25 protein-coding genes are annotated in these 24,526 nt (G+C 68.7%); 22 read left to right on the forward strand and 3 right to left on the reverse strand.

All coding sequences use genetic code 11. From position 1 onward, the window contains the following. Positions 1-85 precede the first annotated feature (85 nt). The 10 genes from AB4Y72_RS03890 (at position 86) to AB4Y72_RS03935 (ending at position 10,530) form a co-directional block, all read left to right on the forward strand. Positions 86-1,429, forward strand: a complete 1,344-nt coding sequence (locus tag AB4Y72_RS03890) for a M16 family metallopeptidase (protein ID WP_441424841.1) — start codon at positions 86-88, stop codon at positions 1,427-1,429. Positions 1,430-1,551: 122 nt separating this feature from the next. Then, positions 1,552-2,004 carry a DUF1579 domain-containing protein gene (locus tag AB4Y72_RS03895; RefSeq protein ID WP_441424842.1) on the forward strand — a complete coding sequence of 151 codons (453 nt, stop codon included), beginning with the start codon at positions 1,552-1,554 and terminating at the stop codon, positions 2,002-2,004. Between the two features lie 395 nt (positions 2,005-2,399). Further along, entirely contained in the window at positions 2,400-3,599 is a 1,200-nt protein-coding gene (locus AB4Y72_RS03900) for a substrate-binding domain-containing protein (protein WP_441424843.1), read from the forward strand. A gap of 64 nt (positions 3,600-3,663) precedes the next feature. Beyond that, positions 3,664-4,428 (forward strand): ABC transporter ATP-binding protein, encoded by a 765-nt coding sequence (locus tag AB4Y72_RS03905; RefSeq protein WP_441424844.1) that lies wholly within the window; start codon positions 3,664-3,666, stop codon positions 4,426-4,428. After that, complete coding sequence (locus AB4Y72_RS03910) at positions 4,425-5,204, forward strand: ABC transporter ATP-binding protein (RefSeq protein ID WP_441424845.1); 780 nt, start codon at positions 4,425-4,427, stop codon at positions 5,202-5,204. Before AB4Y72_RS03905 ends, AB4Y72_RS03910 begins: the two co-directional genes overlap by 4 nt. Further along, the gene (locus AB4Y72_RS03915) at positions 5,201-6,076 is read left to right on the forward strand and encodes a branched-chain amino acid ABC transporter permease (protein ID WP_441424846.1); all 876 of its coding nucleotides are present in this window, start codon (positions 5,201-5,203) and stop codon (positions 6,074-6,076) included. Before AB4Y72_RS03910 ends, AB4Y72_RS03915 begins: the two co-directional genes overlap by 4 nt. Continuing rightward, positions 6,073-7,278: a branched-chain amino acid ABC transporter permease gene (locus AB4Y72_RS03920; protein WP_441424847.1), complete on the forward strand. Its 1,206-nt coding sequence runs from the start codon at positions 6,073-6,075 to the stop codon at positions 7,276-7,278. Before AB4Y72_RS03915 ends, AB4Y72_RS03920 begins: the two co-directional genes overlap by 4 nt. Then, a complete protein-coding gene (locus AB4Y72_RS03925) occupies positions 7,275-8,945 on the forward strand; it encodes a class I adenylate-forming enzyme family protein (RefSeq protein WP_441424848.1) in 1,671 nt (556 codons plus the stop codon). Before AB4Y72_RS03920 ends, AB4Y72_RS03925 begins: the two co-directional genes overlap by 4 nt. Next, on the forward strand, positions 8,942-9,631 hold the full coding sequence (locus tag AB4Y72_RS03930; RefSeq protein ID WP_441424849.1) for a TetR/AcrR family transcriptional regulator: 690 nt from the start codon (positions 8,942-8,944) through the stop codon (positions 9,629-9,631). The genes AB4Y72_RS03925 and AB4Y72_RS03930 overlap by 4 nt, the downstream gene beginning before the upstream one ends. Beyond that, complete coding sequence (locus AB4Y72_RS03935) at positions 9,628-10,530, forward strand: alpha/beta hydrolase (protein ID WP_441424850.1); 903 nt, start codon at positions 9,628-9,630, stop codon at positions 10,528-10,530. Before AB4Y72_RS03930 ends, AB4Y72_RS03935 begins: the two co-directional genes overlap by 4 nt. Here the strand turns inward: AB4Y72_RS03935 and AB4Y72_RS03940 are convergent. Next, the gene (locus tag AB4Y72_RS03940) at positions 10,527-10,793 is read right to left on the reverse strand and encodes a MoaD/ThiS family protein (protein WP_441424851.1); all 267 of its coding nucleotides are present in this window, start codon (positions 10,791-10,793) and stop codon (positions 10,527-10,529) included. The two genes, AB4Y72_RS03935 and AB4Y72_RS03940, sit on opposite strands and share 4 nt — an antisense overlap. 7 nt (positions 10,794-10,800) lie before the next feature. Further along, positions 10,801-11,940 (reverse strand): GTP 3',8-cyclase MoaA, encoded by a 1,140-nt coding sequence (moaA, locus tag AB4Y72_RS03945; RefSeq protein ID WP_441424964.1) that lies wholly within the window; start codon positions 11,938-11,940, stop codon positions 10,801-10,803. A 150-nt stretch (positions 11,941-12,090) separates the two neighbouring features. Between moaA and AB4Y72_RS03950 the strand changes: the two genes are divergently transcribed. The 9 genes from AB4Y72_RS03950 (at position 12,091) to AB4Y72_RS03990 (ending at position 19,879) form a co-directional block, all read left to right on the forward strand. Beyond that, positions 12,091-12,834 (forward strand): response regulator transcription factor, encoded by a 744-nt coding sequence (locus AB4Y72_RS03950; RefSeq protein WP_441424852.1) that lies wholly within the window; start codon positions 12,091-12,093, stop codon positions 12,832-12,834. Further along, positions 12,821-14,125 carry a sensor histidine kinase gene (locus tag AB4Y72_RS03955; RefSeq protein ID WP_441424853.1) on the forward strand — a complete coding sequence of 435 codons (1,305 nt, stop codon included), beginning with the start codon at positions 12,821-12,823 and terminating at the stop codon, positions 14,123-14,125. Before AB4Y72_RS03950 ends, AB4Y72_RS03955 begins: the two co-directional genes overlap by 14 nt. A gap of 35 nt (positions 14,126-14,160) precedes the next feature. Continuing rightward, complete coding sequence (locus AB4Y72_RS03960; protein ID WP_441424854.1) at positions 14,161-15,831, forward strand: molybdopterin-dependent oxidoreductase; 1,671 nt, start codon at positions 14,161-14,163, stop codon at positions 15,829-15,831. Between the two features lie 27 nt (positions 15,832-15,858). After that, positions 15,859-17,082 carry a molybdopterin molybdotransferase MoeA gene (locus AB4Y72_RS03965; RefSeq protein ID WP_441424855.1) on the forward strand — a complete coding sequence of 408 codons (1,224 nt, stop codon included), beginning with the start codon at positions 15,859-15,861 and terminating at the stop codon, positions 17,080-17,082. After that, on the forward strand, positions 17,070-17,576 hold the full coding sequence (moaC, locus tag AB4Y72_RS03970; RefSeq protein ID WP_441424856.1) for a cyclic pyranopterin monophosphate synthase MoaC: 507 nt from the start codon (positions 17,070-17,072) through the stop codon (positions 17,574-17,576). The genes AB4Y72_RS03965 and moaC overlap by 13 nt, the downstream gene beginning before the upstream one ends. After that, positions 17,573-18,085: a MogA/MoaB family molybdenum cofactor biosynthesis protein gene (locus AB4Y72_RS03975; protein WP_441424857.1), complete on the forward strand. Its 513-nt coding sequence runs from the start codon at positions 17,573-17,575 to the stop codon at positions 18,083-18,085. Before moaC ends, AB4Y72_RS03975 begins: the two co-directional genes overlap by 4 nt. Continuing rightward, a complete protein-coding gene (locus tag AB4Y72_RS03980; protein ID WP_441424858.1) occupies positions 18,075-18,545 on the forward strand; it encodes a molybdenum cofactor biosynthesis protein MoaE in 471 nt (156 codons plus the stop codon). Before AB4Y72_RS03975 ends, AB4Y72_RS03980 begins: the two co-directional genes overlap by 11 nt. Before the next feature lie 87 nt (positions 18,546-18,632). Beyond that, positions 18,633-19,391 carry a 4-hydroxy-tetrahydrodipicolinate reductase gene (gene dapB, locus AB4Y72_RS03985; RefSeq protein ID WP_441424859.1) on the forward strand — a complete coding sequence of 253 codons (759 nt, stop codon included), beginning with the start codon at positions 18,633-18,635 and terminating at the stop codon, positions 19,389-19,391. Between the two features lie 17 nt (positions 19,392-19,408). Continuing rightward, complete coding sequence (locus tag AB4Y72_RS03990; RefSeq protein ID WP_441424860.1) at positions 19,409-19,879, forward strand: hypothetical protein; 471 nt, start codon at positions 19,409-19,411, stop codon at positions 19,877-19,879. A 6-nt stretch (positions 19,880-19,885) separates the two neighbouring features. Here the strand turns inward: AB4Y72_RS03990 and AB4Y72_RS03995 are convergent, their stop codons facing one another. Beyond that, on the reverse strand, positions 19,886-21,139 hold the full coding sequence (locus AB4Y72_RS03995) for a heparan-alpha-glucosaminide N-acetyltransferase domain-containing protein (RefSeq protein ID WP_441424861.1): 1,254 nt from the start codon (positions 21,137-21,139) through the stop codon (positions 19,886-19,888). A gap of 92 nt (positions 21,140-21,231) precedes the next feature. Here AB4Y72_RS03995 and AB4Y72_RS04000 point away from each other — a divergent pair, with 92 nt between their 5' ends. The 3 genes from AB4Y72_RS04000 to AB4Y72_RS04010 all read left to right on the forward strand — a co-directional run bounded on the left by AB4Y72_RS04000 (position 21,232) and on the right by AB4Y72_RS04010 (position 24,504). Beyond that, positions 21,232-21,612 carry a hypothetical protein gene (locus tag AB4Y72_RS04000; RefSeq protein WP_441424862.1) on the forward strand — a complete coding sequence of 127 codons (381 nt, stop codon included), beginning with the start codon at positions 21,232-21,234 and terminating at the stop codon, positions 21,610-21,612. A gap of 232 nt (positions 21,613-21,844) precedes the next feature. After that, positions 21,845-22,753 (forward strand): 4-hydroxy-tetrahydrodipicolinate synthase, encoded by a 909-nt coding sequence (gene dapA / locus AB4Y72_RS04005; RefSeq protein WP_441424863.1) that lies wholly within the window; start codon positions 21,845-21,847, stop codon positions 22,751-22,753. Positions 22,754-22,812: 59 nt separating this feature from the next. Then, positions 22,813-24,504 (forward strand): ribonuclease J, encoded by a 1,692-nt coding sequence (locus AB4Y72_RS04010; RefSeq protein WP_441424864.1) that lies wholly within the window; start codon positions 22,813-22,815, stop codon positions 24,502-24,504. The last annotated feature ends 22 nt before the right edge of the window (positions 24,505-24,526 follow it).

The following is a 24,526-nucleotide window of genomic DNA, read 5'->3' on the forward strand; positions in this document are numbered from 1 at the left end:
AAGGCCGCAGCCGGGGGAGTGGTCCGCTGGTACGATGGCAGGCAGATTTGACGAATTTTTTTGACGGTTTTATGGAAAGGCCTTGATGACAGTCGTCCCCCTGCCGCTTGAGCAGAATCAGCACGCAGATTCCCTGATCCACGGAGCCGACGGCGGTTCCGAGGTCCGCCGCTCGGTCCTTCCCGGCGGCGTGCGCGTGCTGACCGAGGCCATGCCCGGCCAGCGGTCGGCAACCATCGGATTCTGGGTCGGGGTCGGTTCGCGCGACGAGGCCCCCGGGCAGCACGGCTCCACCCACTTCCTGGAACATCTGCTGTTCAAGGGCACCAAGCGCCGCACGGCCTTGGAAATCGCGTCGGCCTTCGACGAGGTCGGTGGCGAATCGAACGCCGCCACCGCGAAGGAAAGCACCTGCTACTTCGCCCGCGTCCTGGACAGCGACCTGCCCATGGCGATCGACGTCATTGCGGACATGATCACCGGCGCCGTCCTGGACCCGGAGGAGATGGAGCAGGAACGCGACGTAATTCTCGAAGAGATCGCCATGGACAGTGACGACCCCACCGACGTCGCGCATGAGCACTTTGTGGAAGCCGTCCTCGGGTCCCACCCGCTGGGCCGCCCGATCGGCGGCACCCCGGCAGCCATCCGGGCCGTCGCCCGGGACTCGGTGTGGGATCACTACCGCCGCTACTACCGCCCCGACGAACTCGTCATCACGGCGGCCGGTGGACTCGACCACGACGTCGTCTGCGGGCTTGTGGTGGATGCCCTCCACGCCGCCGGCTGGAGCCTTGAGCCCGCTGCCGCCCCCGTCCAGCGCCGGTCCACCGAACGGGCGGCCATCACCGGCACAGCGGGACTCCATGTGGTCAAGCGCCAGGTGGAACAGGCCAACATCATCATGGGCTGCCCCTCACTGGTCGCCACGGACGACCGCCGCTTTGTCATGAGCGTGCTTAACGCCGTCCTCGGCGGTGGCATGTCATCACGGCTCTTCCAGGAGGTGCGCGAGAAGCGCGGACTCGTCTACTCGACGTACTCCTTCGCCTCCTCCTACGCCGACGCCGGCTACTTCGGCATGTACGCCGGTTGCACGCCGACAAAGGTCCGGCAGGTCATCGACTTGCTCGCGGCCGAACTGGACAAGCTGGCCGCGGACGGCATTTCCGACGAGGAGCTCCGCAAGGCCGTGGGACAGCTGTGCGGGGGCATCGTGCTGGCGCTGGAGGACACCGGGTCCCGGATGTCCCGGCTGGGCCGCGCGGAACTGGTCTCCGGCGAATACCAGGACATCGATGAGACCCTGCGCCAGATCAAGGCCGTCACCGCCGAGGAAGTCCAGGAGTTGGCCCGTGAGCTCGCCGCGGCCCCGCGGACCGTCACAGTGGTGGGCCCGTTCGAGGAAACCGAGACCTTCGGGCTCTAAGTCCGCCGCTGCGGGTCTTTACAGTGCCGCAGGCGCCGCGTGATGATGGTGGCGGGGTCACTCGGGAGGAACTCCACTTGGGAGGAACTGTGGACCGGCCAGTGCCAGGCGTGGCATGCGCGGTGCTTGAGCCTTTCCTGGGCCGTTGGACGGGGGCCACGCACTGGGAGGCTACAGCGTGGGGCCCGGCGCGCAGCGCGGAATCCGAGATCATCTTCGCCTCGGCGGCGGCGGGGCTGGCCGTCACCCAGAGCTACCGGCACACGGATGAGGACGGAACCCGTTCCGAAGGCCATGGCGTCTTCACGATGAACCCGGACCATCCCGACACCTTCTGGTATCACGTCAACAGCCTCGGGCTGCCGCCCGAACCACCCGCGCGCGCCAGCTGGGAGGGCGGCACCTTGACGGTGGAACGGCGCAGCGACCGGGGGACTGCACGGCACACCTTCCGGGTGGACGACGGCGTGCTGACGCACGCTGCGGGTCTCCGCCTGGGCAAGGCGAGCGAGTTCACCCCGTTCATGACGACCGTCTGCCGGCGTGTCGCCGAGAGCGCCACGATCCCGGCCTGAGCCTCCGCGCGGGCAGCGCCCCCGGTGGAACTGATCCCGACACCGCCCACTGAACGGCGGCCTCCTCGCGCGGCCACCGCACCCTGACGGGCCCCAAGGCTGTCCCACTCCCTCGCCGGGCCGGGCGGAACCCTGCCCGGCGCCACCAGCCGCGCGCAGCCCCCTGCGGCCGCCCCGGATCGTCTGCCCGGCCGTGTTCCGCCGCCGGGCCGCCCAAACCGTTGACCCCATCGATCCCGGAATCGTTGCCGGAATGTTGCCGAAGAGTGGCGTGAACCGTTGACACCGCGTGACCTGCACCATAGATTTACCGTAATCTGAATCACCTTTCAGGTTTGATCCGGGTGATCACCTGGAATTCCTGCCCATCCATGGGTTCTCAAGAAAGGCATCCCGTGAAGGATACGAAGAAGTTCCTGCTGGCCGCCGCGATGGCCACCGGGCTCACCCTGAGCGCCTGTGCGCCGACCTCGGGCTCCTCCGCCCCGGCCGGGTCGGGTGGCGCCGGCGCGAAGGCCGACCCCGTCAACGTCGGCATCATCTATTCCAAGACCGGACCGCTGGCCGCCTACGGGGCAACCTACTACCAGGGTCTGCAGGCCGGCATCGACTACGCCACCGGCGGCACGGGCGAGGTCAACGGCGCCAAGATCAACCTGACGTACTCAGACGACGGCGGCGACCCGGACAAAGCCGTCACTGCCGCCAAGGACCTGATCGGTAAGGGCTACAAGATCATCGGCGGCACGGAATCGTCCGGCATCGCCCTGAAGCTCGCCGAGCAGGCCCAGCAGAACAAGGTGCTCTACATTTCCGGCCCCGCCGCGACCGACGCGATCCAGGGCATCAACAAATACACGTTCCGCTCCGGGCGGCAGAGCCTGCAGGATGTGGCCACCGCGGGCACCTTTATCGACACCAAGGGCAAGAAGGTCGTGGTGTTCGCGCAGGACAACGCCTTCGGCCAGGGCAACGTCGCCGCGGTGAAGGCCGTCCTTGGCGCCAAGGGCGCCACGGTGGAACCGATCCTCGTCGCGGAGGGCCAGGAGCTCACCCCGTTCGCCCGCCAGCTCATCGACGCCAAGCCTGACATGGTCTTCGTGGCCTGGGCCGGGGCAACATCCGGCACCATGTGGCAGACCCTGAGCCAGCAGGGCGTCTTCGACGCCGCCCCCGTCGTGACCGGTCTCGGTGACGCGGCCACCTTCGGCGCCTACGGCGCGGCAAGTTCCAAGATCAGCTTCCTCAACCACTACTTCCCGGGCGCTGCGGGCACTGACGTGGAGAAGAAAATGGTCGCCGCGGTGGAGAAGGCGGGCCAGAAGCCCGATCTGTTTACCCCGGACGGATTCGTGGCCGGCCAGATGATTGTCCAGGCCGTCAAGGAAGGCGGCACGGACACCGACGCCATGGTCAAGGCCCTCGAGGGCTTCAGCTTCGATGGCCCCAAAGGCAAGGAAACCGTCCGCGCCTCGGACCACGCCCTGATCCAGGACATGTACCAGGCCAAGCTGGCCCAGAAGGGCGGTACGTGGATTCCCGAGCTCGTCAAGGTGGTTCCCGGCGACACCGTCGCGCCGCCGGAAAAGAAGTAACCGCCGGGCGCTTCGGCGCCTGGCACACTTCCCAGACCAGCCAGCGAGAAAACGAAGGACCCGAATGAATACCCCAGCCCTGCCCGCCCTCGCGGTGGACGGCCTTGGCTTGCAGATCGGCGGTGTGCACATCCTCCAGGATGTGGGCTTCACGGTCGGCGCCGGCGAGATGATCGGCGTCATCGGCCCCAACGGGGCCGGCAAGACCACCCTGTTCAACCTGATTTCCGGCGTGCTGCGGCCCACCGCGGGCAGCATCACACTGAACGGCAGCGAGATCACGGCCGCGCCGATCCACCGCCGGTCCCGGGCAGGGCTGGGGCGGACCTTCCAGACCTCCAACCTGTTTCCCCGCCTCAGCGTGCTGGAAAACGTCCGGCTCGCCGCCCAGGCGAAACTCGGCGGCAGCTTCAGCGTCCTGCGGTTCCCGTCAGCCTCGGACGAGGCGACCCGGATCGCGCGCGGCACCATCGCGGAGGTGGGCCTCACCGGCAAGCTCACGACGGCGGCGGGAGACCTCTCCCACGGCGAAAAGCGCAAGGTGGAAATCGCCGTGCTCCTGGCGACGGATCCCGCCGTCGTCCTCCTCGACGAACCGATGGCCGGGGTGGCGTCGGGGGACGTCCCGTCCCTCACTGCAATCATTCGGGGAATGCACCGGGACCGCGGCTGCACCGTCATGATGGTGGAGCACCACATGGACGTCGTCCTGGGCCTGGTGGACCGGGTGGCCGTCATGCACCACGGCAGCCTGCTCGCCCTGGACAGTCCGGATGCCGTCATGGCAGATCCCACGGTCCAGAGCGCTTACCTTGGAGAACCAGTATGAGCCCCGCAATGCACAGCTTCCGCGGCCCGGGACCGATCCTGAGTGTCCGCGGCCTCCATGCCCACATCGCCGGCCAGCAGGTGGTCGAAGACGTTTCCTTCTCCGTGCCGGCCACCGGGATCACCGCCCTGCTTGGCCGCAACGGGGTCGGGAAAACCAGCACCATCAAGGCGATCATTGGCCTGATTGACCGCACCGGGGAAGTGGAACTCGACGGCGTACGGATCGACGCGCACCCAACCTTCCGGATTGTCCGCAGCGGTGTGGGCTACGTGCCCGAGGACCGCGAGGTGTTTTCCAAGCTCACGGTGGCCGAAAACCTGCGGCTCGCGGAGCGCGACGACTCGCCGCGCCGGCAGTTCGTTGAGGAGCTCTTTCCGGACCTGCTGGCCCGATCCAGGCAAATGGCCGGATCGCTGTCCGGCGGCCAGCAGCAAATGGTCTCGCTGGCCCGCGCCCTCCTGAACACGAACAAGATTCTCCTCGTCGACGAACCCACCAAGGGCCTGGCGCCCAAGATCGTGGCCGAAGTCGCCGAGACCCTGGCGGAAGCAGCCAAGACCGTCCCCATCCTGCTCGTCGAACAAAACCTGCACGTGGTCCGCCGGCTTGCCGAAGGGGCCGTGGTCCTCTCCGGCGGACGGGTGGTCCACACCGGCAGTGCCCAGGAGTTCCTCGACGACGCCGAGCTGACCCAGCGGCATCTGGGCGTCTCGACCGGCGACGCCACCGGCGTCGACAGTGAGCAGCCCGCCGCGAAAGGTGCCGCCCTGTGAGCACCCTGGTCCTGTTGCTGTTCACCGGCCTCGGCCTCGGTGCCCTCTACTTCCTCGTGGCCGCCGGGCTGTCCCTGATCTACGGCCTGATGGGCGTCCTCAACTTCGCGCACGGCGCCTTCCTGACCTTTGGCGCGTTCGCCGGATGGGAGATCGCCCTGCGGGCGGGCGCCGACAACTGGGGAGCTTTCCTGCTGTCCCTCCTGGTCGGTGCCGCCGCGGGAGCCGCGTTTGCTGCCTTCACCGAGTTCGTCCTCATCCGGCGGCTGTACCAGCGGCATATCGAGCAGGTCCTCATCACGGTGGGGCTCTCGCTGGCGGCCGTGGCCCTCTTCGACGGCATCTGGGGGACGGACCCCGTGTTTATCCAGGGACCGGCCTGGTTCAAGGAGACCACGGAAATCTTCGGCGCCCGCGTGCCCAATGACCGCTTTGTCTGCATCATTGCCGCCGGCCTGGTCCTGCTGGCTCTGGTGTTCTTCCTGAAAAACACCCGCTACGGCATGATCATCCGCGCGGGCGTCGAGAACCGCTCCATGGTCACGGCCCTCGGCATCGACGTGCGTAAGGCCTTCACCCTGGTCTTTACGATCGGCGGCGCGGCCGCCGGCCTGGGCGGTGTCCTCGCTTCGCACTACTTCGGCTATGTCTCACCGATGCTCGGCGGTTCGCTGCTCATCTTCGCCTTCATCGTCACCGTGATCGGCGGCCTCGGCTCCCTGACCGGTGCCGCGATCGCCGCCGTCGCCGTCGCTGTCTTGCAGCAGTTCGCCAATTTCTTTCTCGGCGGCACGGGCGACTTCGTTGTGGTGCTGGCCCTGGCGCTCGTGCTGCTGTTCCGTCCCTCCGGCCTGCTCGGGAGAACTTCATGACCACCCATACGGATACTCCGGAAACCGGCGGCCCCGCCACTGCCACGGACGGGCCCGACGCCGGACCGCGCCGGGGTGCCCCTTCCCGGGCGCCCCGGCCAGGTCTGAGCCGCGGGCGGGTAGCCGGCGCAGTGGCCGCGCTGGCCGGACTCGTGCTCCTGATACTCCTGCCGCTGCTGAACCTGTCCCTGCCAGGCGTGCTGCCCGGCCCGACTTATACGCCCGGTTCGCTGCAACTGCTGGCCATGTGCATGGTCATGGCCGCCGCGGCGCTGACCTACCATCTGCTGCTCGGCGTCGCGGGGCTGCTCTCCTTCGGACACGCGCTGTACTTCGGCGCCGGCGTCTACGGCCTCGCGATCATCCTGCAGAACCTGGACATCCCGCTGCTTCCGGCGATGGGGCTGACCCTGCTGATCGTGATCGTGCTGGCCCACGTGGTGGGCAGTATCAGCCTCCGGGTCAGTGGCATACCCTTCGCCATGGTGACGCTCGCCTTCGCGCAGGCCGGCTCGGTGATTGTGGGCCGCAACCCCAACGGCGTCACCGGCGGCGATGAAGGGCTGACGCTGCGCACCGACAACCTGCCGGACTTCCTGGTGGGCGTGGCCAACACCCGCAACCTCTACTGGCTGGCCCTGGCCGTGCTGGTCGCGGTCTTCCTGGTGGTGACGTGGGTGCAGTCCTCCCGCGCGGGCCATGTTGCCGCTGCCATCCGCGAAAATGAACTCCGCGTCCGCGTCCTGGGCCTGCAACCCTACCTGGTGAAGCTGCTGATTTTCGTCCTATCCGCCGTCCTGGTTTGCATCATCGGCATGGTCTTTTTGCTCCTGCAGAGCGGCGCCGTGCCGCGGGCCGTCTCCGCAGACCTCACCATCACGCTGCTGGTCATGGTGGTGCTCGGCGGCGTCGGTTCCCGCTGGGGAGCAGTCGTAGGCGGAGTCTTCTACACAATCCTGGATCAGCGCCTGACCACGCTGGCCAATTCCGACGCCGTCAGGTCCCTCCCGGACATACTGCGGGTACCGTTGTCAGAGCCGCTGTTTATCCTCGGCACGCTGTTCATCCTGGTGGTGCTGTTCCTCCCGGGCGGCCTGACGGGCGCCGCGGAGCGCTTGGCAGGACGGTCGGGGCGGCACAACCCGCGGCGAGGCGGACAACGGGCGGACACGTCCCGGGAGATTCTGGAGGAAGCGGCATGAGCCCCGTAGACGGACTGCACACCCTCGGCCGCTGGACCACGGACCGCAGCCTGGCGACCCCGCACCGGGTTGCCATCGATGACCGCGGCTGCACCCTCACCTACGGCGAGCTGGAGCGCCGCGCGGCCGCCCTCGCGGCCGGCTTCCGGTCGGTGGGGTACGTGGTTGGCGACAGGGTTGCCACCTTGACGGGCAACAGCTCGGACCATGTGGTGGTGTTCTTTGCCTGTGCCAAGGCCGGGCTGGTCCTCGTACCGCTGTCGTGGCGGCTCACGCCCAAGGAGCTTGCCACCCAGCTTCAGGTCTCGGATCCGCAGCTGCTCCTGGTCGAAGACGAGCTGGACTCGCTCGCCGCCGCCGCGTGCGGGTTGCTCGCACACCGGCCGCGGACAGCGGCCCTGGGCCCCGGCGGAGTTGAAAAGTCCGTGCCGGCTCCGTCACGTGCCAGTGGCGCCGTGGGGGAGCCGGGGGCCTGGACCGGTCAACGGGAAGTGCGCGACGACGACGCCCTCCTGATGATTTTCACGTCCGGGACCGAAGGTGCGTGCAAGGCGGCAGTGCTCACGCACGCGAACTGTTTCTGGACCAATCTGTCCCTGTCCCGGACGATGGATCTGGGCAGCACCGACGTCGTGCTGGCGGTGCTGCCGCAGTTCCACGTCGGCGGCTGGAACATCCAGCCGCTGCTCGCGTGGTGGACGGGAGCCACGGTGGTCCTGGAACGCGGCTTCGAACCTGGCCGGGTGCTGCAGCTGATCGCCGAGCGCGGCGTGACCATGCTCATGGGCGTCCCCACCCAGTACCTCATGCTGGCCGAACACCCGGACTTCGCGGGCGCCGAACTTGGCAGCCTGCGCCACGCCGTGGTCGGCGGGGCTCCCATGCCTGCGCCGCTGCTACGGATCTGGCACCGCCGGGGTGTTGCCCTGAGCCAGGGCTACGGACTGACCGAGGCCTCGCCCAACGTGCTGTGCCTGGCCAACGAGGACGCCGCCCGCATGCTGGGTTACTCCGGGAAGCCCTACCCGCACGTGGCCGTGGCCGTGGCCGAGCCTGCGACGGGGGAGATCCTCGACGGCGCCGCAACAGGTGAACTCCTCGTGGGCGGTCCCGGCGTCTTCGCCGGCTACTTCCGGGATCCCGCCGCGACTGCCGCCGTCCTCAGCGGCGGCTGGCTCCGCACCGGCGACCTGGTGGAACGCGACGCAGACGGTTTCATCAAGGTGGTTGACCGGCTCAAGGACATCTTCATCTCCGGCGGCGAAAACGTTGCCCCGGCCGAGGTTGAAGCCGTGCTGCTGACGCACCCCGCCGTGGCGCAGGCCGCCGTCGTGGGTGTCGAGGACGCACGCTGGGGTGAAACCGGGGCGGCCTTCGTGGTCATCCGTCCCGGACTGGCCACCGATGCGGAGGACCTGCGGGAGCACTGCGCCTCCCAGCTCGCGCCCTTCAAGGTCCCCACCCGGATCGAAATGGTGGGCTCGCTGCCCCGGACGGCCCTGAACAAGGTGCTGCGGGCGCGGTTGCGGAGCGAACTGACGGGGGATCAAACGGCGGCGCCTCAACTGCCGGCGCAGCGGCCGGCCGGAACCGCCGCCGGCGCCCGCGCCGGAACCCCCGCCGGCGCCCGCGCCGGATCCACGACAGGGAAGGGAGACCGGGCATGAGTGCCGCGCCGCGCACCGCGAGGGGGACCCGCACCCGGGCCAAACTGCTGCAGGCGGCCGAGACCGTCTTCGCCTCGGTGGGCTACCACGAGGCCTCGATTGTCAAGATCACCGAGGAAGCGGGGGTCGGCCTGGGCACCTTCTATCTTTACTTCGACGGAAAACAGGCCATCTTCGACGAGGTCGTGGAGGACTTGAACCGGCGCGTCCGGCACGCCATGACCGACGCCGCCCGTGCCGCGGGAAGCCGGCTGGAGGCCGAACGGGCCGGCTTCCGGGCGTTCTTCAAGTTCACGGCCGAGCACCCGGCCCTGTACCGGATCATCCGGCAGGCCGAGTTCGTTTCGCCGGGAGCCCTCCGGCTGCACTACACCCGGATCGTCAACGGCTACATCGAAGGGCTCAAGGCGGCCCAGCTCAGCGGCGAGGTCCGGCAGATGGATCCCACCGTAGCGGCCTGGGCGCTCATGGGCATCGGCGAGCTCATCGGCATGCGGTGGGTCCTTTGGGACGAGGAGGGCGCCGAACCCGCCCCCGGCGCCCGGCCGGACGTTCCGGAAGAAGTCTTTGAAGAAATGATGCAGTTCATCGAGCGTGCCCTATCTCCCGCGCCCGGCACAGCCGCCGGCGCCACCGCCACCACCACCGCCAGCCCCACCCCGCCCCAGGAAGGAACAGCCCCATGACCTCAACAGCCAGCAAGGCAAGCTACCGCACCACGGACATCGCCGTCCGCGGCGGCACTCTCCACACCGCCGTGTGGGGACCCGACGACCCCGGGGCGCCGACGATCCTGGCGGTCCACGGTGTGACCGCCTCCCACAGGGCCTGGGCGTACCTCGCGGCAGCGCTTCCGGACGTGCGGATCATCGCCCCGGACTTGCGCGGGCGCGGCCGCAGCAATTCCCTGCCGGCCCCCTACGGCATGCCCGCCCACGCCGAAGACCTGGCGGCCGTGCTGGCGGAACTGACCACGGGCCCGGTGGTCGTGGTGGGGCACTCGATGGGAGCGTTCGCTTCCGTGGTCCTGGCAAACCTGTTCCCGGAACGGGTGCGGTCTCTCGTCCTGGTCGACGGCGGCCTGCCGCTGCAGGTCCCGGCAGGACTGTCGGACCAGGAGATCATCGCCGCGATCCTCGGCCCCGCCGCCGAAAGGCTCAACGCCACGTTCCCCAGCCGTGAGGTCTACCGCGCGTTCTGGCGGCAGCACCCGGCCTTCAGCGCGGACTGGAGTGCGTTCGTGGAGGAGTACGTGGACTACGACCTCACCGGCGAAGAGCCTGAGCTCAGGCCGGCGACGCGTTACCAGGCCATGGCGGACGACAGCGCCGAGCTGCACCGCGGCGCATCGCTGCTCAGGGCCCTGGACGAACTGGCCGTGGCCACCGAGGTGCTCCGGGCGCCGCGGGGCCTCCTCAACGAACCTGCCGGGCTCTATGCGCCGGGCTACCTGGACGCCTGGGCGGAAAAGCTCCCTGCGCTCACCGTTCGTGAGGTACCGGACGTCAATCACTACACGATCGTCATGGGCGAGCCCGGCGCCGCCGCGGTGGCTCAGAGCGTACGGGACGCGCTGGAGGCTTAGCCGCCGGCGAACGGCGGCAGCACGTCGACGACGTCGTCAGCCTTGAGCCCCGCCGCATGGTCACGCACGGCGACCTCGTTGAGCAGGAAACTGGAACGGGACAGGATGCGGGCCAGCGGCGGTGTGCCGGCCGGCGGTTCGGGGCGCTCGACGGCGAGGATCGCCTCCAACAGCGAGGCGAGGGTGTCGCCGTCGGCGAGTTCAAAGCGTTCTTCATCCACGCCGGCGGCAGCGCGCGCGGCAGCGAAGTAGCGTACGTTCACGAAAAAGTCAGCCTCCGATGGCGCTCATGCTGCGGTCCGGCTGGACAAAGTCGGGGGCGTCGAGTCCCACATGGTCCATGCCGTGGGCCTTGGGCTTGATCCACATGGCATCCTGCCAGCGTTCGGCGAGCTGTTCGTCGCTGGCGCCCTCCCGCAGCAGTCCCAGCAGGTCCACCTCCTCGCGGGAGAACAGGCAGCTCATGATCTTGCCCTCGGCCGTGATGCGCGTCCGGCGGCAGTCGGAGCAGAACGGCTCGGTGACCGAGGCGATGATGCCGACCGTGCCGAGCACGGGGCCGGTGGCCTCGCCGGTGCCGGGAACGCGGGCCCGGACTTCGAACCGTTCCGCCGGGGCGCCGTCGCGGTCCCGCGGATCGGAACTGAGCACGTAGTCGGTGGAGAGCAGCTCGCGGATCTCCGCGGCCGTGATCATGTTCCGGCGGGTCCAGCCGTGGTCCGCGTCCAGCGGCATTTGTTCGATGAAGCGCAGCTCGTAGCCGCGATCCAGCGCCCAGGCCAGCAGTGCCGGGGACTCGGCGTCGTTGATCCCGCGCATCAGCACGGCGTTGAGCTTGACCGGGCCCAGGCCTGCAGCCCAGGCGGCGTCGACGCCGGCGAGGACCTTGTTCAGGAAGGGGCGGCGGGTCAACTGGGTAAAGGTTTCTTCGTGCAGGGAATCCAGCGAGACGTTGATCCTGGACAGTCCGGCGGCTTTCAGCCCGGCGGCTTTCTTGTCCAGGCCGACGGCGTTGGTAGTCATCGAGATTGGCAGCTCGGGGTGCGCCTGGCGCAGGGCGGCGATGATATCGAGGAGGTCGGCCCGGACCAGCGGTTCGCCGCCGGTGAGCCGCAGCTCGCGCACACCCAGCATGTCGACGCCGATCCGCACGATCCGGACAATCTCCTCCGCGGACATCACCGCCTGCTTGGACAGCCACTCCAAGCCTTCGGCCGGCATGCAATAGGTGCAGCGCAGATTGCATTTGTCCGTCAGGGAGAGGCGCATGTCCGTGGCGCGGCGGCCGTAGCGATCCACGAGCCCGGCCGGTGTGCCTTCCGGGCGGCCGGACAGTGCGGTCGGACCGGACTGTGCGGCGGAAGAAGACAAGCCCGCTCCTGGACTGCCTGCCTCGCGGGGCTGGGGCATACCCAGTTGAACTGTCATAGAGTCAGGCTACGCCACCTCGCAGCAGACTTCACAGCCGCATGGCGGCAGGGATATTACGTCTTCGGGAACGATCTCCCGCAGGGCTGCCGATGACTGCCCGCGGACGGACCGCGAACCTATGCTGGAAGCGTGAACACGACCCAGCCGGCCCCCGACGCAACGGAGTACCGGCGCATCCTCGTTGTCGAAGACGAGCCGACCATCGCCGAAGTGGTCCGCGACTATCTCGTCCAGGCGGGATTCCAGGTGGTCCTCGCCGCCGACGGGTTCACGGCCCTGCGCCTCGCGGGCGAACAGCGCCCGGATCTGGTCCTGCTGGACCGGATGCTGCCGGGCCTCGACGGCGTGGAAGTGTGCCGCCGGCTCCGGGCGGCACATAGTGTCCCCGTCATCATGCTCACGGCCCTTGGAACCGAAGACGACCGGATCCTGGGACTGGAAGCCGGCGCGGACGACTACGTCACCAAACCCTTCTCGCCCCGGGAACTGGTCCTGCGGGTCCGCTCCGTCCTGCGCCGGAGCATCCCCGAATTCAGCCCCGAGCCCTCCGTCGAGCTGGGCGGCTTCGACCTCAGCCCGGCCGCACGCACGGTCTCCCGGCACGGCCGACCCCTGGCGCTGACGGCCAGGGAGTTCGACCTGCTGGCCTTCATGCTGCGCCGTCCCCGCCAGGTCTTCAGCCGCGAGGAACTCATGAAGGCCGTCTGGGGCTGGGACTACGGGGACCTCTCAACGGTGACGGTCCACGTGCGCAGGCTGCGGGAGAAGATCGAGGACGACCCCACCCGCCCCGCCATCCTGAAAACGGTCTGGGGCGTGGGCTACCGGCTGGACCCCAGTGACGAGGAAGAGCCCGCCGGTGCAGACCTCTGAACTCCTGACCATCATCGGCTGGGCAGTGGCCTGGGGCGCCCTGATCGGAGCCGCATCCCTGCTCGTGTTGAGGCCGCTGCGCAGGGCCTCCTTCACGGCCCAGATCTGCGTAGTGGTGCTCGCCGCCCTGGCAGTCCTGACCGCCGGAATGGTCAGCGCCTTCCACGCCATGTTTATCTCTGCCCGGGATCTCGAGGTCATGTGGTACGTCCTGGCGGTGGCTTCGGCGGTGGCTGTTGCCATCGCCCTGATCCTGGGATCGAGGGTGTCGCGGAACGCGAAGGCGCTGGTCGACGCCGCCCGGAACATCGGCCGCGGCGAGAGCCCGGGGATCCAGTCCCCGGTGATGAGCCACGAACTGGCCGCCCTCGCCGCCGAACTGGAATCCAGCAGCCGGATGCTGGAAGCATCCCGCCAGCGTGAAGCCGCCGTCGAAAGCGCACGCCGCGAACTCGTCAGTTGGATCTCCCACGACCTCCGCACCCCGCTGGCGAGCATGCGGGCCATGACCGAGGCCCTGGAAGACGGCATGGCGGCGGACGTTCCGGGCTATTACCGGAAAATCATCGCCCAGACCGACCTCATGGCGGGCATGGTCAACGACCTCCTGGAACTGTCGAAGATCCACGCCGGAACCCTCCGGCTCAAGGCCGAGCCGTTGGATCTGTACGACCTCGCCAGCGACGCCATCGCCGACCTCGCCGCGGTGGCGCAACGCCACGGCGTCACCCTCGACGGCGGCGGCCAGAGGGAGTGCATGGCCCTCGCCGACGGCCCGTCGATGGGGCGCGCCATCCGGAACGTCGTCCTCAACGCCATTGTCCACAGCCCGCCCGGCTCCCGGGTCACCGTGGAAGTCGGCCGCGAAGGCGACCGGGCAGTCGTCGCGGTCACCGACGGCTGCGGCGGCATCCCCGAAGAGGACCTGCCGCATCTGTTCGAGACCGGCTGGCAAAAAGACCCGGGCCGCCGGGCGGCCGGCCGCCAGCCCGGAGCCGACAACCACGCAGGGAGTCCCGGACCGGACGCAGCGGGAGGCACCCCGCGCTACAGCGGGGCGGGCCTTGGCCTGAGCATCGTCGCCGGAATCGTCAAGGCCCATGAGGGCGCCGTCACCGTGGAGAACGTCGACGGCGGGTGCCGTTTCTCCCTGTTGCTTCCCGGCCAGGAGGCCTCCGCCCGCGGGCACTCCGGGCCGGAGTCCCCGGACGGAGATTCCAGCGACGGAACGCCTGTCCCGGCTCCCGTGAAAGCCGCGGACCACCAACTTCAGGCAGGACCCCAACAGTGAACCGGGGCGCAGGCTCCGACGGGCAGGGAAACGACATGGACAAGGAACTCGGCCAGGAACTCGGCCAGGATCAGCCTCGAGGCGGAACGCAGGTGCAGCAAGGACGGCCCCGGCCGCCGGGAGCCCAGCCCCCGGCGGCCACGCAGGCCAGGCAACGGCGGGTACGGGACCTGTGGGCCGCCGGGGCCGGGCTGGTGGCGGTCGGGACAGCCGTTGTCCTCGGCGAACTCACCGCCAGCCTGGTGAGCCCCACAGTGTCTCCCGTGACGGCCGTGGGCGGGGCCGTGATCGATGCCGTCCCCCCGGGCGTCAAGGAATGGGTCATCTCCGTCTTTGGTACCGCGGACAAGGTGGCACTCCTGGGCGGCATGTCACTGATCATCGCCGCGCTCGCCGCCTTGTCCGGGGTCCTGGAAGTACGGCGCCGGTTCGCCGGGGTCACCATCATCGCGGTGTTCGGCGCGGTGGGCCTGGTGGCCGTCCTGAGCCGGGCCGACCTGACCGCGAACGCCATCCCCGTCCCGGTACTCGTGGCCCTCGTGGGGATCGCCCTGCTGCGCTGGCTCATCCGAAAACTCGAGGCGTGGCTGCCCTCTACGGACGGGGCCACAGAACCACCGGCCGCCGGAACCGGGCCCGCCCGCCGCCGCTTCCTGCTGGCGCTGGGCGGGACCACCGCGGTTGCCGCCATCGCCGGGGTGCTCGCGTCCACGCTCAGGGGAGCGGCCGCCGTCGTCAGTGACGTGCGCAGCAAACTGGCCCTCCCGGCGGCCGCCTCACCGGCGCCACCCATCCCCGCGGGGGCGGAGATCCACCTGGACGGCCTGGGCCCGCTCGTGACGCCCAACAAGGATTTCTACCGGATCGACACCGCCTTGCGCGTCCCGCTGGTGGGCCCGGACACGTGGACCCTGAAGGTCACGGGCCTGGTGGAGCGAGAGGTCGAGATCGACTTCGCCGCCCTCCTGGCCAAGCCCCTGACGGAACGCCACGTGACCATCGCCTGCGTCTCCAACGAGGTGGGCGGCGACCTGATCGGCAACGCCAAGTGGCTCGGCTGGCCGGTCCGGGAACTGCTCGCCATGGCCGGACCCAAGCCCGAAGCGGACATGGTGCTGTCCCGCAGCGAGGACGGCTGGACGGCCGGGACTCCGCTGGAGGCCCTCACCGACGGCCGCGACGCGCTGCTGGCCGTCGGAATGAACGGCGAACCGCTCCCGCTGGAGCACGGCTTCCCGGTCCGGCTGATCGTCCCGGGCCTGTACGGCTACGTCTCGGCCACCAAGTGGGTCACCGAGTTGAAGGTGACCCGCTACGCGGACGACGTCGCCTACTGGACACCCCGCGGCTGGAGCGAGCGCGGGCCCATCAAGACCTCGTCCCGCATCGACGTGCCGCAGGACGGGGCCAACGTGACGGCCGGGACAATCGTGTTCGGCGGCGTCGCGTGGGACCAGCACACGGGCATCGGCAAGGTGGAGCTGCGGGTCAACCGCGGCGACTGGCAGCAGGCCGAGCTGGCCCCGGGCATCTCCAAGGACACGTGGTACCAGTGGAAGCTGCCGCTTGTGCTGACGCCGGGACGCTACGAGGTCCAGGTCCGGGCCACGGCCCTCGACGGCGTGCCCCAGGTGGAGGAGTCAGCCCCCGTCGCGCCCAGCGGGGCCACCGGGTACCACACGGTTAGAGTGGACGTGAAGTCCTAGCGAGCCGAGAAAAGGTCAGGAAAACGCATGCACCGCACCGAGACAAGGCACGTCAGCGTGGCAGCGCATCGGGACAAGGTGCGTGCCCTGTTGGCCCCGCTGCGCACCGGGGCGCGGGCGGAACGGCTCCCGCTGCTCGAGGCGTTGGGCCGGGGGCTGGCCGCCGACATCCTGGCGTCGCTGGATCTTCCCCCTTTTGCCAATTCACAGATGGACGGCTTCGCGGTCCGTAGCGCCGACATCCCCGACGGCGGCACGGAACTGCGCGTCGTCGCGCCCGTCCCGGCCGGCGCCGCACCGGCGGAACTGGCCGCCGGCACGGCCGCCCCGATCATGACCGGTGCGATGATGCCGGCCGGGGCCGACGCCGTCGTCCCCATTGAACACGCGGTGCCCGATTCGTTTCCGCTGCCAGGGGAGCCCGCGACGGTGCGCCTGCCGGCCACGGCTGCCGGGACGTTTGTGCGCGAAACCGGCAGCGACATCCGCTCCGGCGAGCTCGCCCTTGGCACGGGGACGTGCCTCGGCCCCGGGCAGCTGGGGCTCCTGGCGGCACTGGGCTTCACCGAGGTGCCTGTCCGCCCCCGCCTGCGGGTCCTGCTGGTCACCACCGGCGACGAAGTCGTGGAACCGGGCGCCCCGCTGGGACCGGGCAAGATTTTCGACTCCAACGGCACGCTGCTCGAGGCCTCCATGCGCCAGGCCGGACTGCAGGTCACCCGGACAGGCATTTCCACGGACCGGCCGGAGGAGCTTGCCGGGCTGCTGCGCCGGCATGCCCCAACAGTGGACCTCATCGTCACCACGGGCGGAGTCAGCAAGGGGGCCTATGAGGTGGTCCGGCAGGCCATGGCGGGACACGACGTCGAGTTCGGCGCGGTGGCGATGCAACCGGGCGGCCCGCAGGGGATCGGCAGCTTCGACGGCGTCCCCGTGCTGGGGTTTCCCGGCAACCCGGTGAGCTGCCTCGTGTCCTTTGAAATGTTCCTGCGCCCGGTCCTCACCGCGCTCTTCGGCGCTCCGGCGCCCCGCCCCGTCGTCCGGGCGCGGCTGGCCGAGGCGCTGACCTCCCCGCCCGGCAAGCACCAGGTCCGGCGCGGCACGCTGGATTCGGACGGCACGGTCCGGTTGGAGGGCGGCGCCGGCTCGCACCTGGTCCATGCCCTGGCCCTGTCCAATGCCCTGGTCCATGTTCCCGAGGGGACAGCGGCGCTCGCCGCGGGCGATGAAGTGGAAGTATGGATCCTGTGAATGAAGCAGATACCCCCGCAGCGGACAGCAGCCGCCTGACCCACCTCCGCCACGACGGCACGGCCCAGATGGTGGATGTGTCCAACAAAGCCCAGTCCACCCGGGAGGCCACGGCCACCGCGACTGTCCGCAGCACCGCCGAGGTCCTTGCCCTCCTCGGCGGCGGCGAGCTGCCGAAGGGGGACGCCCTGGCCGTGGCCCGGGTCGCCGGGATCATGGCGGCCAAGAAGACACCGGACCTGATCCCGCTGTGCCACCCGCTGCCGATTGCCAAGGTCACCATCGACTTTGAACTCGACGTCGACTCCGTGACGGTGTTCGCCACGGTCAAGACCCGCGGTGTCACCGGTGTCGAGATGGAAGCACTGACCGCAGCGTCGGTCGCGGCCCTGAGTGTGTACGACATGATCAAGGCCGTGGACAAGCACGCGGTCCTGACCGACATCAAAGTGCTCGCCAAAAGCGGCGGCAAGAGCGGGGACTGGACCATATGAGCATGCCTGAACCGCACCGCCACGGCGAAGCCACGGGCCGGAAGGCCGGCGTCGTCATCGCCTCCACCCGCGCGGCCGCCGGTGTCTACGACGACCTCACCGGTCCGGTAATCATCGATTGGCTCACCGAACACGGCTTTGAGCCGTTTCCTGCCCTGGTGGTGCCGGACGGGGCTCCGGTGGGAGCCGCGCTCCGGGCTCTGCTGACCCAGCAGCCGGCCGTCATCATTACCAGCGGCGGCACCGGCCTGAGCCCCACCGACGCGACCCCCGAGCAGACCCTGCCCCTGCTGGACCGGGAGATCCCGGGCATCATGGAGGGCATCAGGAGCGCCGGGGCGGCCAAGACACCCATGGCCATGCTCAGCCGGGGCCACGCCGGCGCGGCCGGCCAGACGTTTATCGTCAACCTGCCCGGATCACCCAAGGGTGTGATGGACGGGCTGAGCGTGCTGGATCCTATCCTTGGACATCTTTGCGACCAGCTGGAAGGCAGCCATGGGCACTGAAACTGGATTTGAAATCGTGCACGCCGTCCTGAGCGCTGAGCCCATTTCGGTCGAGCAGGCCATCGCGGCCGTCGAATCGGACACCGCCGGCGCGGTGGTCAGTTTCAGCGGCGTCGTCCGGAACCACGACGGCGGCAAGCAGGTTTCCCGGCTTAGCTACAGCGCCCACCCAACGGCGCACCAAGTGATGGCCGACGTCGTCGCCGCGCTTGTGGCGGAGCATTCCGTCCCGGCGGGCGGCGCGGACCAGCAGCAGCCGGTGCGGATCTGGGCGGCCCACAGGATCGGCATGCTTGAGATCGGCGACCCCGCCCTGGTCTGCGCGGTCTCCGCCGCCCACCGCGGCCAGGCCTTCGCGGTCTGTGCCGAACTCGTGGACCGGATCAAGGCCCAGGTGCCCATCTGGAAAGAGCAGTTCTTTGCCGACGGCACTGTCGAATGGGTCGGGGCAGGGGAGTAGGCAAGCGGCGGGACTTCGTTGGCCTGCGCCCGTCATCCAAGGCCGCCGGTTCCGGGAGGCGACGGGCCCGGCGGTAGGGTTGATGGCATGACCGAACAACTCTCAGTCGCCGTGCTGGGCGCCAGCGGGCGCATGGGCGCCGAGGCCGTGAAGGCCGTCGAGGCCGCCGCGGACCTGACACTCGTCGCCGCGCTTGGCCGCAATGACTCCCTGGACACGCTCGTCAGCTCCGGCGCGCAGGTCGTGGTGGACCTGACCGTCCCCGAAACCACCGAGGCGAACGTGCGGTTTGCGGTCGAGCACGGCATGCACGCGGTGGTCGGCACCACCGGCTGGAATGCCGACAGGCTCGCCGCCCTGGAGGAGCTCCTCGCCACCCGGCCCGGCGTCGGCGTCCTCATTGCGCCCAACTTCGCCCTCGGCTCGGTCCTGGCCTCAGCCTTCGCCGCCAAGGCCTCCCGGTACTTCGAATCCGTTGAAATCATCGAGCTGCACCACCCCGACAAGGTGGATGCCCCCTCCGGCACGGCCATGCGCACCGCGCAGCTGATCGCGGCGGAGCGCAGCGCCGCAGGGGTGCCGTCCAGTCCGGACGCCACCACCACCGAGCTCGCGGGCGCCCGCGGCAGCGAGGTCGACGGCGTCCGGGTTCACAGTGTCCGGCTCAGCGGCCTCGTCGCGCATCAGGAGGTCCTGCTGGGCGGCCCGGGGGAGCAGCTGACCATCCGCCACGACTCCTTCGACCGGGCCTCTTTCATGCCTGGTGTCCTGCTCGGCGTCCGCAACGTCGCCGCCCACCCCGGTCTCACCGTCGGACTCGACGGCTACCTGGACCTGGGGCTCTGAGCCCGGTGTCCGCTGCCATGACTGCCCTGAAAGCCAACCGCACCAAGATCTGGGTGGGCGCCGTCACCCTGCTGCTCGTGTTCTACCTGGTGGTGTCCCTGCAGCGCTCCCTGCTCCTGATGTCGGACCCCAACCTCGTGGCGAAGGCCATTGGCGTCGCCTATCTGGTGCTGCCGGTCATCGGGGCCTGGGCCCTGGTCCGGGAGCTGCTGTTCGGCGCCCGCACCGAGCGTTTGGCGAAGATCCTCGAAGCCGAGGGGGGCCTGCCGGAGGACACGCTGCCGCGCACGCCCGCCGGCCGGATCGTTCGCGAAGCTGCAGACCTGGAGTTTGAGAAGTACCGCGCCGAGGCCGAGGCTGCGCCCGCGGACTGGCGCTCCTGGTTCCGGCTCAGCTGTGCCTACGACGCCGCCGGCGACCGCAAGCGGGCCCGCGCCTCGATGCGCGACGCCGTGCGGATGTACCGCACCGGGGCGCAGACGCCGTAGCGGAAGTTAGCGGGACCGGGCAGGCTGGCGTCCCCGGGACGGCTGAAGCCTGCCTACCCGGTTGGCGGCGTGGGTCACCCATTCCAGCGGCCCGCGCCAAGCCAGCGCCGCGAAGACGCCGCCGAGCACCAGCATGCCGGCTGCCTGCGCCACGTAAATGCCCTCCACGGTCCAGCCGGGAGCCAAGGGCTGACCGTGCAGGGCCGCCATGATGCACACGTGAGCCGTGTAGAGGCTCAGCGTCATGGCACCGATTCCGCGGAGCGGGAGCAGCAGATCAAGTTCCAGCCAGGTGCCTAGCCGTCCCAGCAAGAGGCACGCGCCGATCACCGCGGCGGCGACCCCCGAGGTATGCAGCAGATCAAGCGTGGTGCCCGAGTGCGGTGAACTGGTGGCCAGCCACCACACCGAGCCGGACTGGTCGACGCCGGCAAGGCTGACCTGCAGCAGGCTCCCCAGCGGGTAGCCGGGCCGGCCGATGTGCGCCTCCAGTGCGCGCCTGCCGCCCCAGTCCTCCATCAGGACCATCCCCAGCCACTTGGCGAAGACAGCCGCCACGGTTCCGGCAGCGAGCAGCAGGAACGGCGCGGCAGTTTTCGCCAGCGCCATCCGGCCGATCGCGAGCCCCACCAGGAGGTACGCGATCCACTGCAGGACAGGGTAGTAGCCCGTGAGGAAGAGGTCGCCGAGGAGCCGCGCCGGCGTGGCCAGGTCATCCCAGCCGGGGTTGTGGCCCAGCTTCAAGGGCGGATCTGTGGACAGCAGCCACGGCCGGAGCAAGTACGCCAGGGCTGGCGCCGCCAACATCCAGGTGGCGGCGAAGACCAGCAGGCGTTTTACCCCGAGCCCGACAAACGGCAGCACGCAGAGGAACAGGAACGCGTAGTGGACCAAAATGATGGCGATGTTGACGTCCAGGCCCCCCAGGCAGAGCCCGACGGCGCCCACCACGAGCGCCCTGAGTCCGATACCCCGGCGGGCCGCCCAGAGTTCGGGGCCCTGAAGCGGCTGCTGCTTCCCGGTGGACAAGGCCAGGCCGACGCCGGCCAGCACGGCGAACAGCGCAGAAGCCCGGCCGGAAAACGCCAGGCCTATCCACGTGGGTGTGAGCTGCGCGTCCGACTCGAAGATCGCCAATACGTGGGTGGCCATCATCGCCAGCAACGCCAGCCCGCGTGCGGCGTCGATGCCGGCGAGCCGGGCCCCGGCGGACGTGCCGGTGACGGTCCGGGAAGCAGTGGTCATTCCGCGCGCGGTCATCGACTGATCGTCTCACGGCAGCCCGGTCCGAGGCTCCGCTGAACCACTGGCAAAGCCTTGTATTCGAATATATGTTCGAATACGATGGGCGCATGAACAACGCCTCAGAGCCAGCATTCCTGAATCCCGAATATCCCGGCCGGGACCGTCGTGAGCCGGGGGCTGGAGTCCTCAAGGCCATGAGCCCGGGTGTTGTCGACTTCCTCTTTCGGCGGCTGGTCGCCGGAGAGCCTGCCGAGGATCTCCAATGGGGCGAGGAAGGTATGGCGCTGGAGGTGCAGCCGCCGGGAGCGGAACTGGCCCGGCGGCTGTCCGAGACGGATCTGGATGCCCTCACGCCCGCCGAGTTGTTCCACTATGTGCGCGCCGCCCAGCGTCTCGCGGCCTGGGCGGAGTCCCTGCGCGAGGCGGCTGTCGGGCGTTACTGCTCGGCTCCGCCGACGCCCCCGGGCGGAGCTGCCGCTCAAGCCTGAGTCCCCGAGCCGGAATTCCCCGCCCTGAGTTCTCGGGCCTGTGTTCTCCGGCCTGAGTGCTCCGCCCTGGCCCACATGGCCGGTGCCGCACCGCGAGCACGCTGCCGGTCCCGATTCGGCGGTTTTGGCGCCGGCCGGGCGGTGGAATCGTGACGTCCGGTGCGGTACGTTTGACGTTCGTCACACTGCCGCCATTGTCCTAACATGCCGGAGACAAGGTAACGTTTTTCATATGGCTGACTCTGATATTCGCTCTTACACGTTCGGGACCCTCGTGACTGCCATGGTCACGCCTTTCACCGCGGACGGTGAGGTCGACTACAGGCTGTCGGCGGAACTGGCGAGCAAGCTCGTCGACGACGGCAACGACGCCCTCGTCATCTCGGGCACCACGGGGGAAACCTCCACTCTCGAGGACGACGAAAAAGAGAAGCTCTTCCGTGTCATCGTCGAGGCCGTGGGCGACCGCGCCAAGGTGATCGCCGGGACCGGCACCAACCACACCTCGCACTCGATCGAGATGGCCAAGCGCGCCGCCAAGGCCGGAGCCCACGGCCAGCTGATCGTGACCCCGTACTACAACAAGCCCAGCCAGGCCGGCATTCAGGCGCACGTTGAGGCCGTCGCCGACGCCGCGGACCTCCCCGTCATGGTCTACGACATCCCCGGCCGTGCCGGCGTGCCCATCCTGCCCGAGACCATGATCCGGCTCTCGGATCACCCCAAGATCGTTGCGCTCAAGGATGCGAAGGCCGATTTTGCCGCCGTCACCCAGGTCCTGGCGAACACCGACCTTGACGTCTACTCCGGCGATGACGGGCTGACGCTGCCGTGGATGGCTGCCGGCGCCGTCGGGCTCGTCAGCGTTACCGCGCACGTCGCGACGCGGCAGTTCCGCGCGCTGATCGATGCCGCACTTGCCGGCGATTTTGCTACCGCCCGCACCCTACATTTCGAACTGGACCCCGTGGTCCGCGCAGTGATGACCCACATTCAGGGTGCTGTCGCTGCCAAGCAGGTTCTTAAGTGGCAGGGAGTCCTGCCCAACTCGGTTGTCCGTTTGCCCCTCGTGGAGCCGGACGAGGCCGAGATCGCAATCATCCGCGAGGATTTGGCGGAAGCTGGCATGGTCTTTTCCTGATCGGGAGCAAATCCTGATCGTTGAATACCAGACCGGCTTCCCCTGGAAAGTAGTGCACTATGACCCAAACCGCCCTTCCCGGCCTTGTCACGCCTCCCCGCCTTCCGAACGACACCCTGCGGATCGTACCGCTCGGCGGAATCGGGGAAATCGGCCGCAACATGACTGTTTTCGAGATCGGGGGCAAGCTCCTCATCGTTGACTGCGGCGTGCTCTTCCCCGAGGAGACCCAGCCCGGCGTCGACCTCATCCTGCCGGATTTCTCCTACATCGAGAACCGTCTCCAGGACATCGTCGCGGTTGTCCTGACCCATGGCCACGAAGACCACATCGGCGCCGTCCCGTACCTGCTGCGCCTGCGCGCCGACATCCCCATCGTTGGTTCCCAGCTCACGCTGGCCCTCATCGAGGCCAAGCTGCAGGAACACCGGATCAAGCCCAACACGAAGACTGTTGTCGAGGGGCAGGTCGAGAAGTACGGGCCCTTCGAGTGCGAGTTCATCGCCGTCAACCACTCCATCCCGGACGCGCTGGCCGTGTTCATCCGCACCGCAGGCGGTACCGTCCTGCACACCGGTGACTTCAAGATGGACCAGCTGCCGCTGGACGGCCGCATCACCGACCTCCGGCACTTCGCCAAGCTGGGCGAAGAAGGCGTGGACCTGTTCATGTCGGATTCCACCAATGCCGACGTTCCCGGCTTCACCACCGCCGAGAAGGAAATCGGACCCACCTTGGACCGTCTGTTCGGCCAGGCCTCAAAGCGCATCATCGTCGCTTCCTTCTCCTCGCACGTGCACCGCGTCCAGCAGGTCCTCGACGCCGCCGCCAACCACAACCGCAAGGTTGCCTTCGTCGGCCGCTCCATGGTCCGGAACATGGCCATCGCCGCGAAGCTTGGCTACCTTGAAGTGCCCGCGGGCATCCTGGTCGACATCAAGAACATCGACAACCTGCCGGACAACCGCGTGGTGCTCATGTCCACCGGATCCCAGGGCGAGCCGATGGCTGCCCTGTCCCGCATGGCGAACGGTGACCACCGCGTCGTCGTCGGCCAGGGCGACACCGTCATCCTCGCCTCGAGCCTGATTCCGGGCAACGAGAACGCGGTGTTCCGCATCATCAACGGCCTGCTCAAGCTGGGCGCGGACGTCATCCACAAGGGCAATGCCAAGGTGCACGTCTCCGGCCACGCCGCCGCCGGCGAGCTCCTGTACTGCTACAACATCCTGGAGCCGCTAAACGCGATGCCGGTACACGGCGAAACCCGCCACCTGATCGCCAACGGCAAGATCGCCCTCGAATCCGGCGTGCCGGAGGAGAGCATCCTGCTCGCGGACAACGGCACGGTGATCGATCTGCGCGATCACCAGGCCGACATCGTCGGCCAGGTCGAGGTTGGATTCGTCTACGTCGACGGCTCCAGCGTGGGCGAAGTCACCGAGGCTGACCTCAAGGACCGCCAGACCCTCGGCGATGAGGGCTTCATCTCCATCATCACCGTCATCCACCGTGCCACCGGCAAGGTGGTCTCCGGCCCGGAAATCCACGCCCGCGGCGTGGCCGAGGACGATTCGGTCTTCGACGAGATCATCCCCAAGATCAACGAGGCCCTCGAGGAAGCCGTGCAGAACCGCACGGACCACACGACGCACCAGCTCCAGCAGGTGGTCCGCCGGGTCGTTGGCACGTGGGTCAACCGCAAGCTGCGCCGCAAGCCCATGATCATCCCGGTGGTTCTTGAGGCGTAAGCCTCAGGTGGTTCACCGGGCG

The organism is Arthrobacter sp. YAF34 (assembly GCF_052113245.1).
Classification (GTDB): domain Bacteria; phylum Actinomycetota; class Actinomycetes; order Actinomycetales; family Micrococcaceae; genus Arthrobacter.

Excerpts from the sequence above, each read along its gene's own strand:
- AB4Y72_RS03890 (WP_441424841.1), top strand. The coding sequence starts at position 86 with ATGACAGTCGTCCCCCTGCCGCTTGAGCAGAATCAGCACGCAGATTCC.
- AB4Y72_RS03905 (WP_441424844.1), top strand. The coding sequence starts at position 3,664 with ATGAATACCCCAGCCCTGCCCGCCCTCGCGGTGGACGGCCTTGGCTTG.
- AB4Y72_RS03910 (WP_441424845.1), top strand. The coding sequence starts at position 4,425 with ATGAGCCCCGCAATGCACAGCTTCCGCGGCCCGGGACCGATCCTGAGT.
- AB4Y72_RS03920 (WP_441424847.1), top strand. The coding sequence starts at position 6,073 with ATGACCACCCATACGGATACTCCGGAAACCGGCGGCCCCGCCACTGCC.
- AB4Y72_RS03925 (WP_441424848.1), top strand. The coding sequence starts at position 7,275 with ATGAGCCCCGTAGACGGACTGCACACCCTCGGCCGCTGGACCACGGAC.
- AB4Y72_RS03930 (WP_441424849.1), top strand. The coding sequence starts at position 8,942 with ATGAGTGCCGCGCCGCGCACCGCGAGGGGGACCCGCACCCGGGCCAAA.
- AB4Y72_RS03935 (WP_441424850.1), top strand. The coding sequence starts at position 9,628 with ATGACCTCAACAGCCAGCAAGGCAAGCTACCGCACCACGGACATCGCC.
- moaA (WP_441424964.1), bottom strand. The coding sequence starts at position 11,940 with ATGCCCCAGCCCCGCGAGGCAGGCAGTCCAGGAGCGGGCTTGTCTTCT.
- AB4Y72_RS03960 (WP_441424854.1), top strand. The coding sequence starts at position 14,161 with ATGGACAAGGAACTCGGCCAGGAACTCGGCCAGGATCAGCCTCGAGGC.
- AB4Y72_RS03965 (WP_441424855.1), top strand. The coding sequence starts at position 15,859 with ATGCACCGCACCGAGACAAGGCACGTCAGCGTGGCAGCGCATCGGGAC.
- moaC (WP_441424856.1), top strand. The coding sequence starts at position 17,070 with ATGGATCCTGTGAATGAAGCAGATACCCCCGCAGCGGACAGCAGCCGC.
- AB4Y72_RS03975 (WP_441424857.1), top strand. The coding sequence starts at position 17,573 with ATGAGCATGCCTGAACCGCACCGCCACGGCGAAGCCACGGGCCGGAAG.
- AB4Y72_RS03980 (WP_441424858.1), top strand. The coding sequence starts at position 18,075 with ATGGGCACTGAAACTGGATTTGAAATCGTGCACGCCGTCCTGAGCGCT.
- dapB (WP_441424859.1), top strand. The coding sequence starts at position 18,633 with ATGACCGAACAACTCTCAGTCGCCGTGCTGGGCGCCAGCGGGCGCATG.
- AB4Y72_RS03990 (WP_441424860.1), top strand. The coding sequence starts at position 19,409 with ATGACTGCCCTGAAAGCCAACCGCACCAAGATCTGGGTGGGCGCCGTC.
- AB4Y72_RS03995 (WP_441424861.1), bottom strand. The coding sequence starts at position 21,139 with ATGACCGCGCGCGGAATGACCACTGCTTCCCGGACCGTCACCGGCACG.
- AB4Y72_RS04000 (WP_441424862.1), top strand. The coding sequence starts at position 21,232 with ATGAACAACGCCTCAGAGCCAGCATTCCTGAATCCCGAATATCCCGGC.
- dapA (WP_441424863.1), top strand. The coding sequence starts at position 21,845 with ATGGCTGACTCTGATATTCGCTCTTACACGTTCGGGACCCTCGTGACT.
- AB4Y72_RS04010 (WP_441424864.1), top strand. The coding sequence starts at position 22,813 with ATGACCCAAACCGCCCTTCCCGGCCTTGTCACGCCTCCCCGCCTTCCG.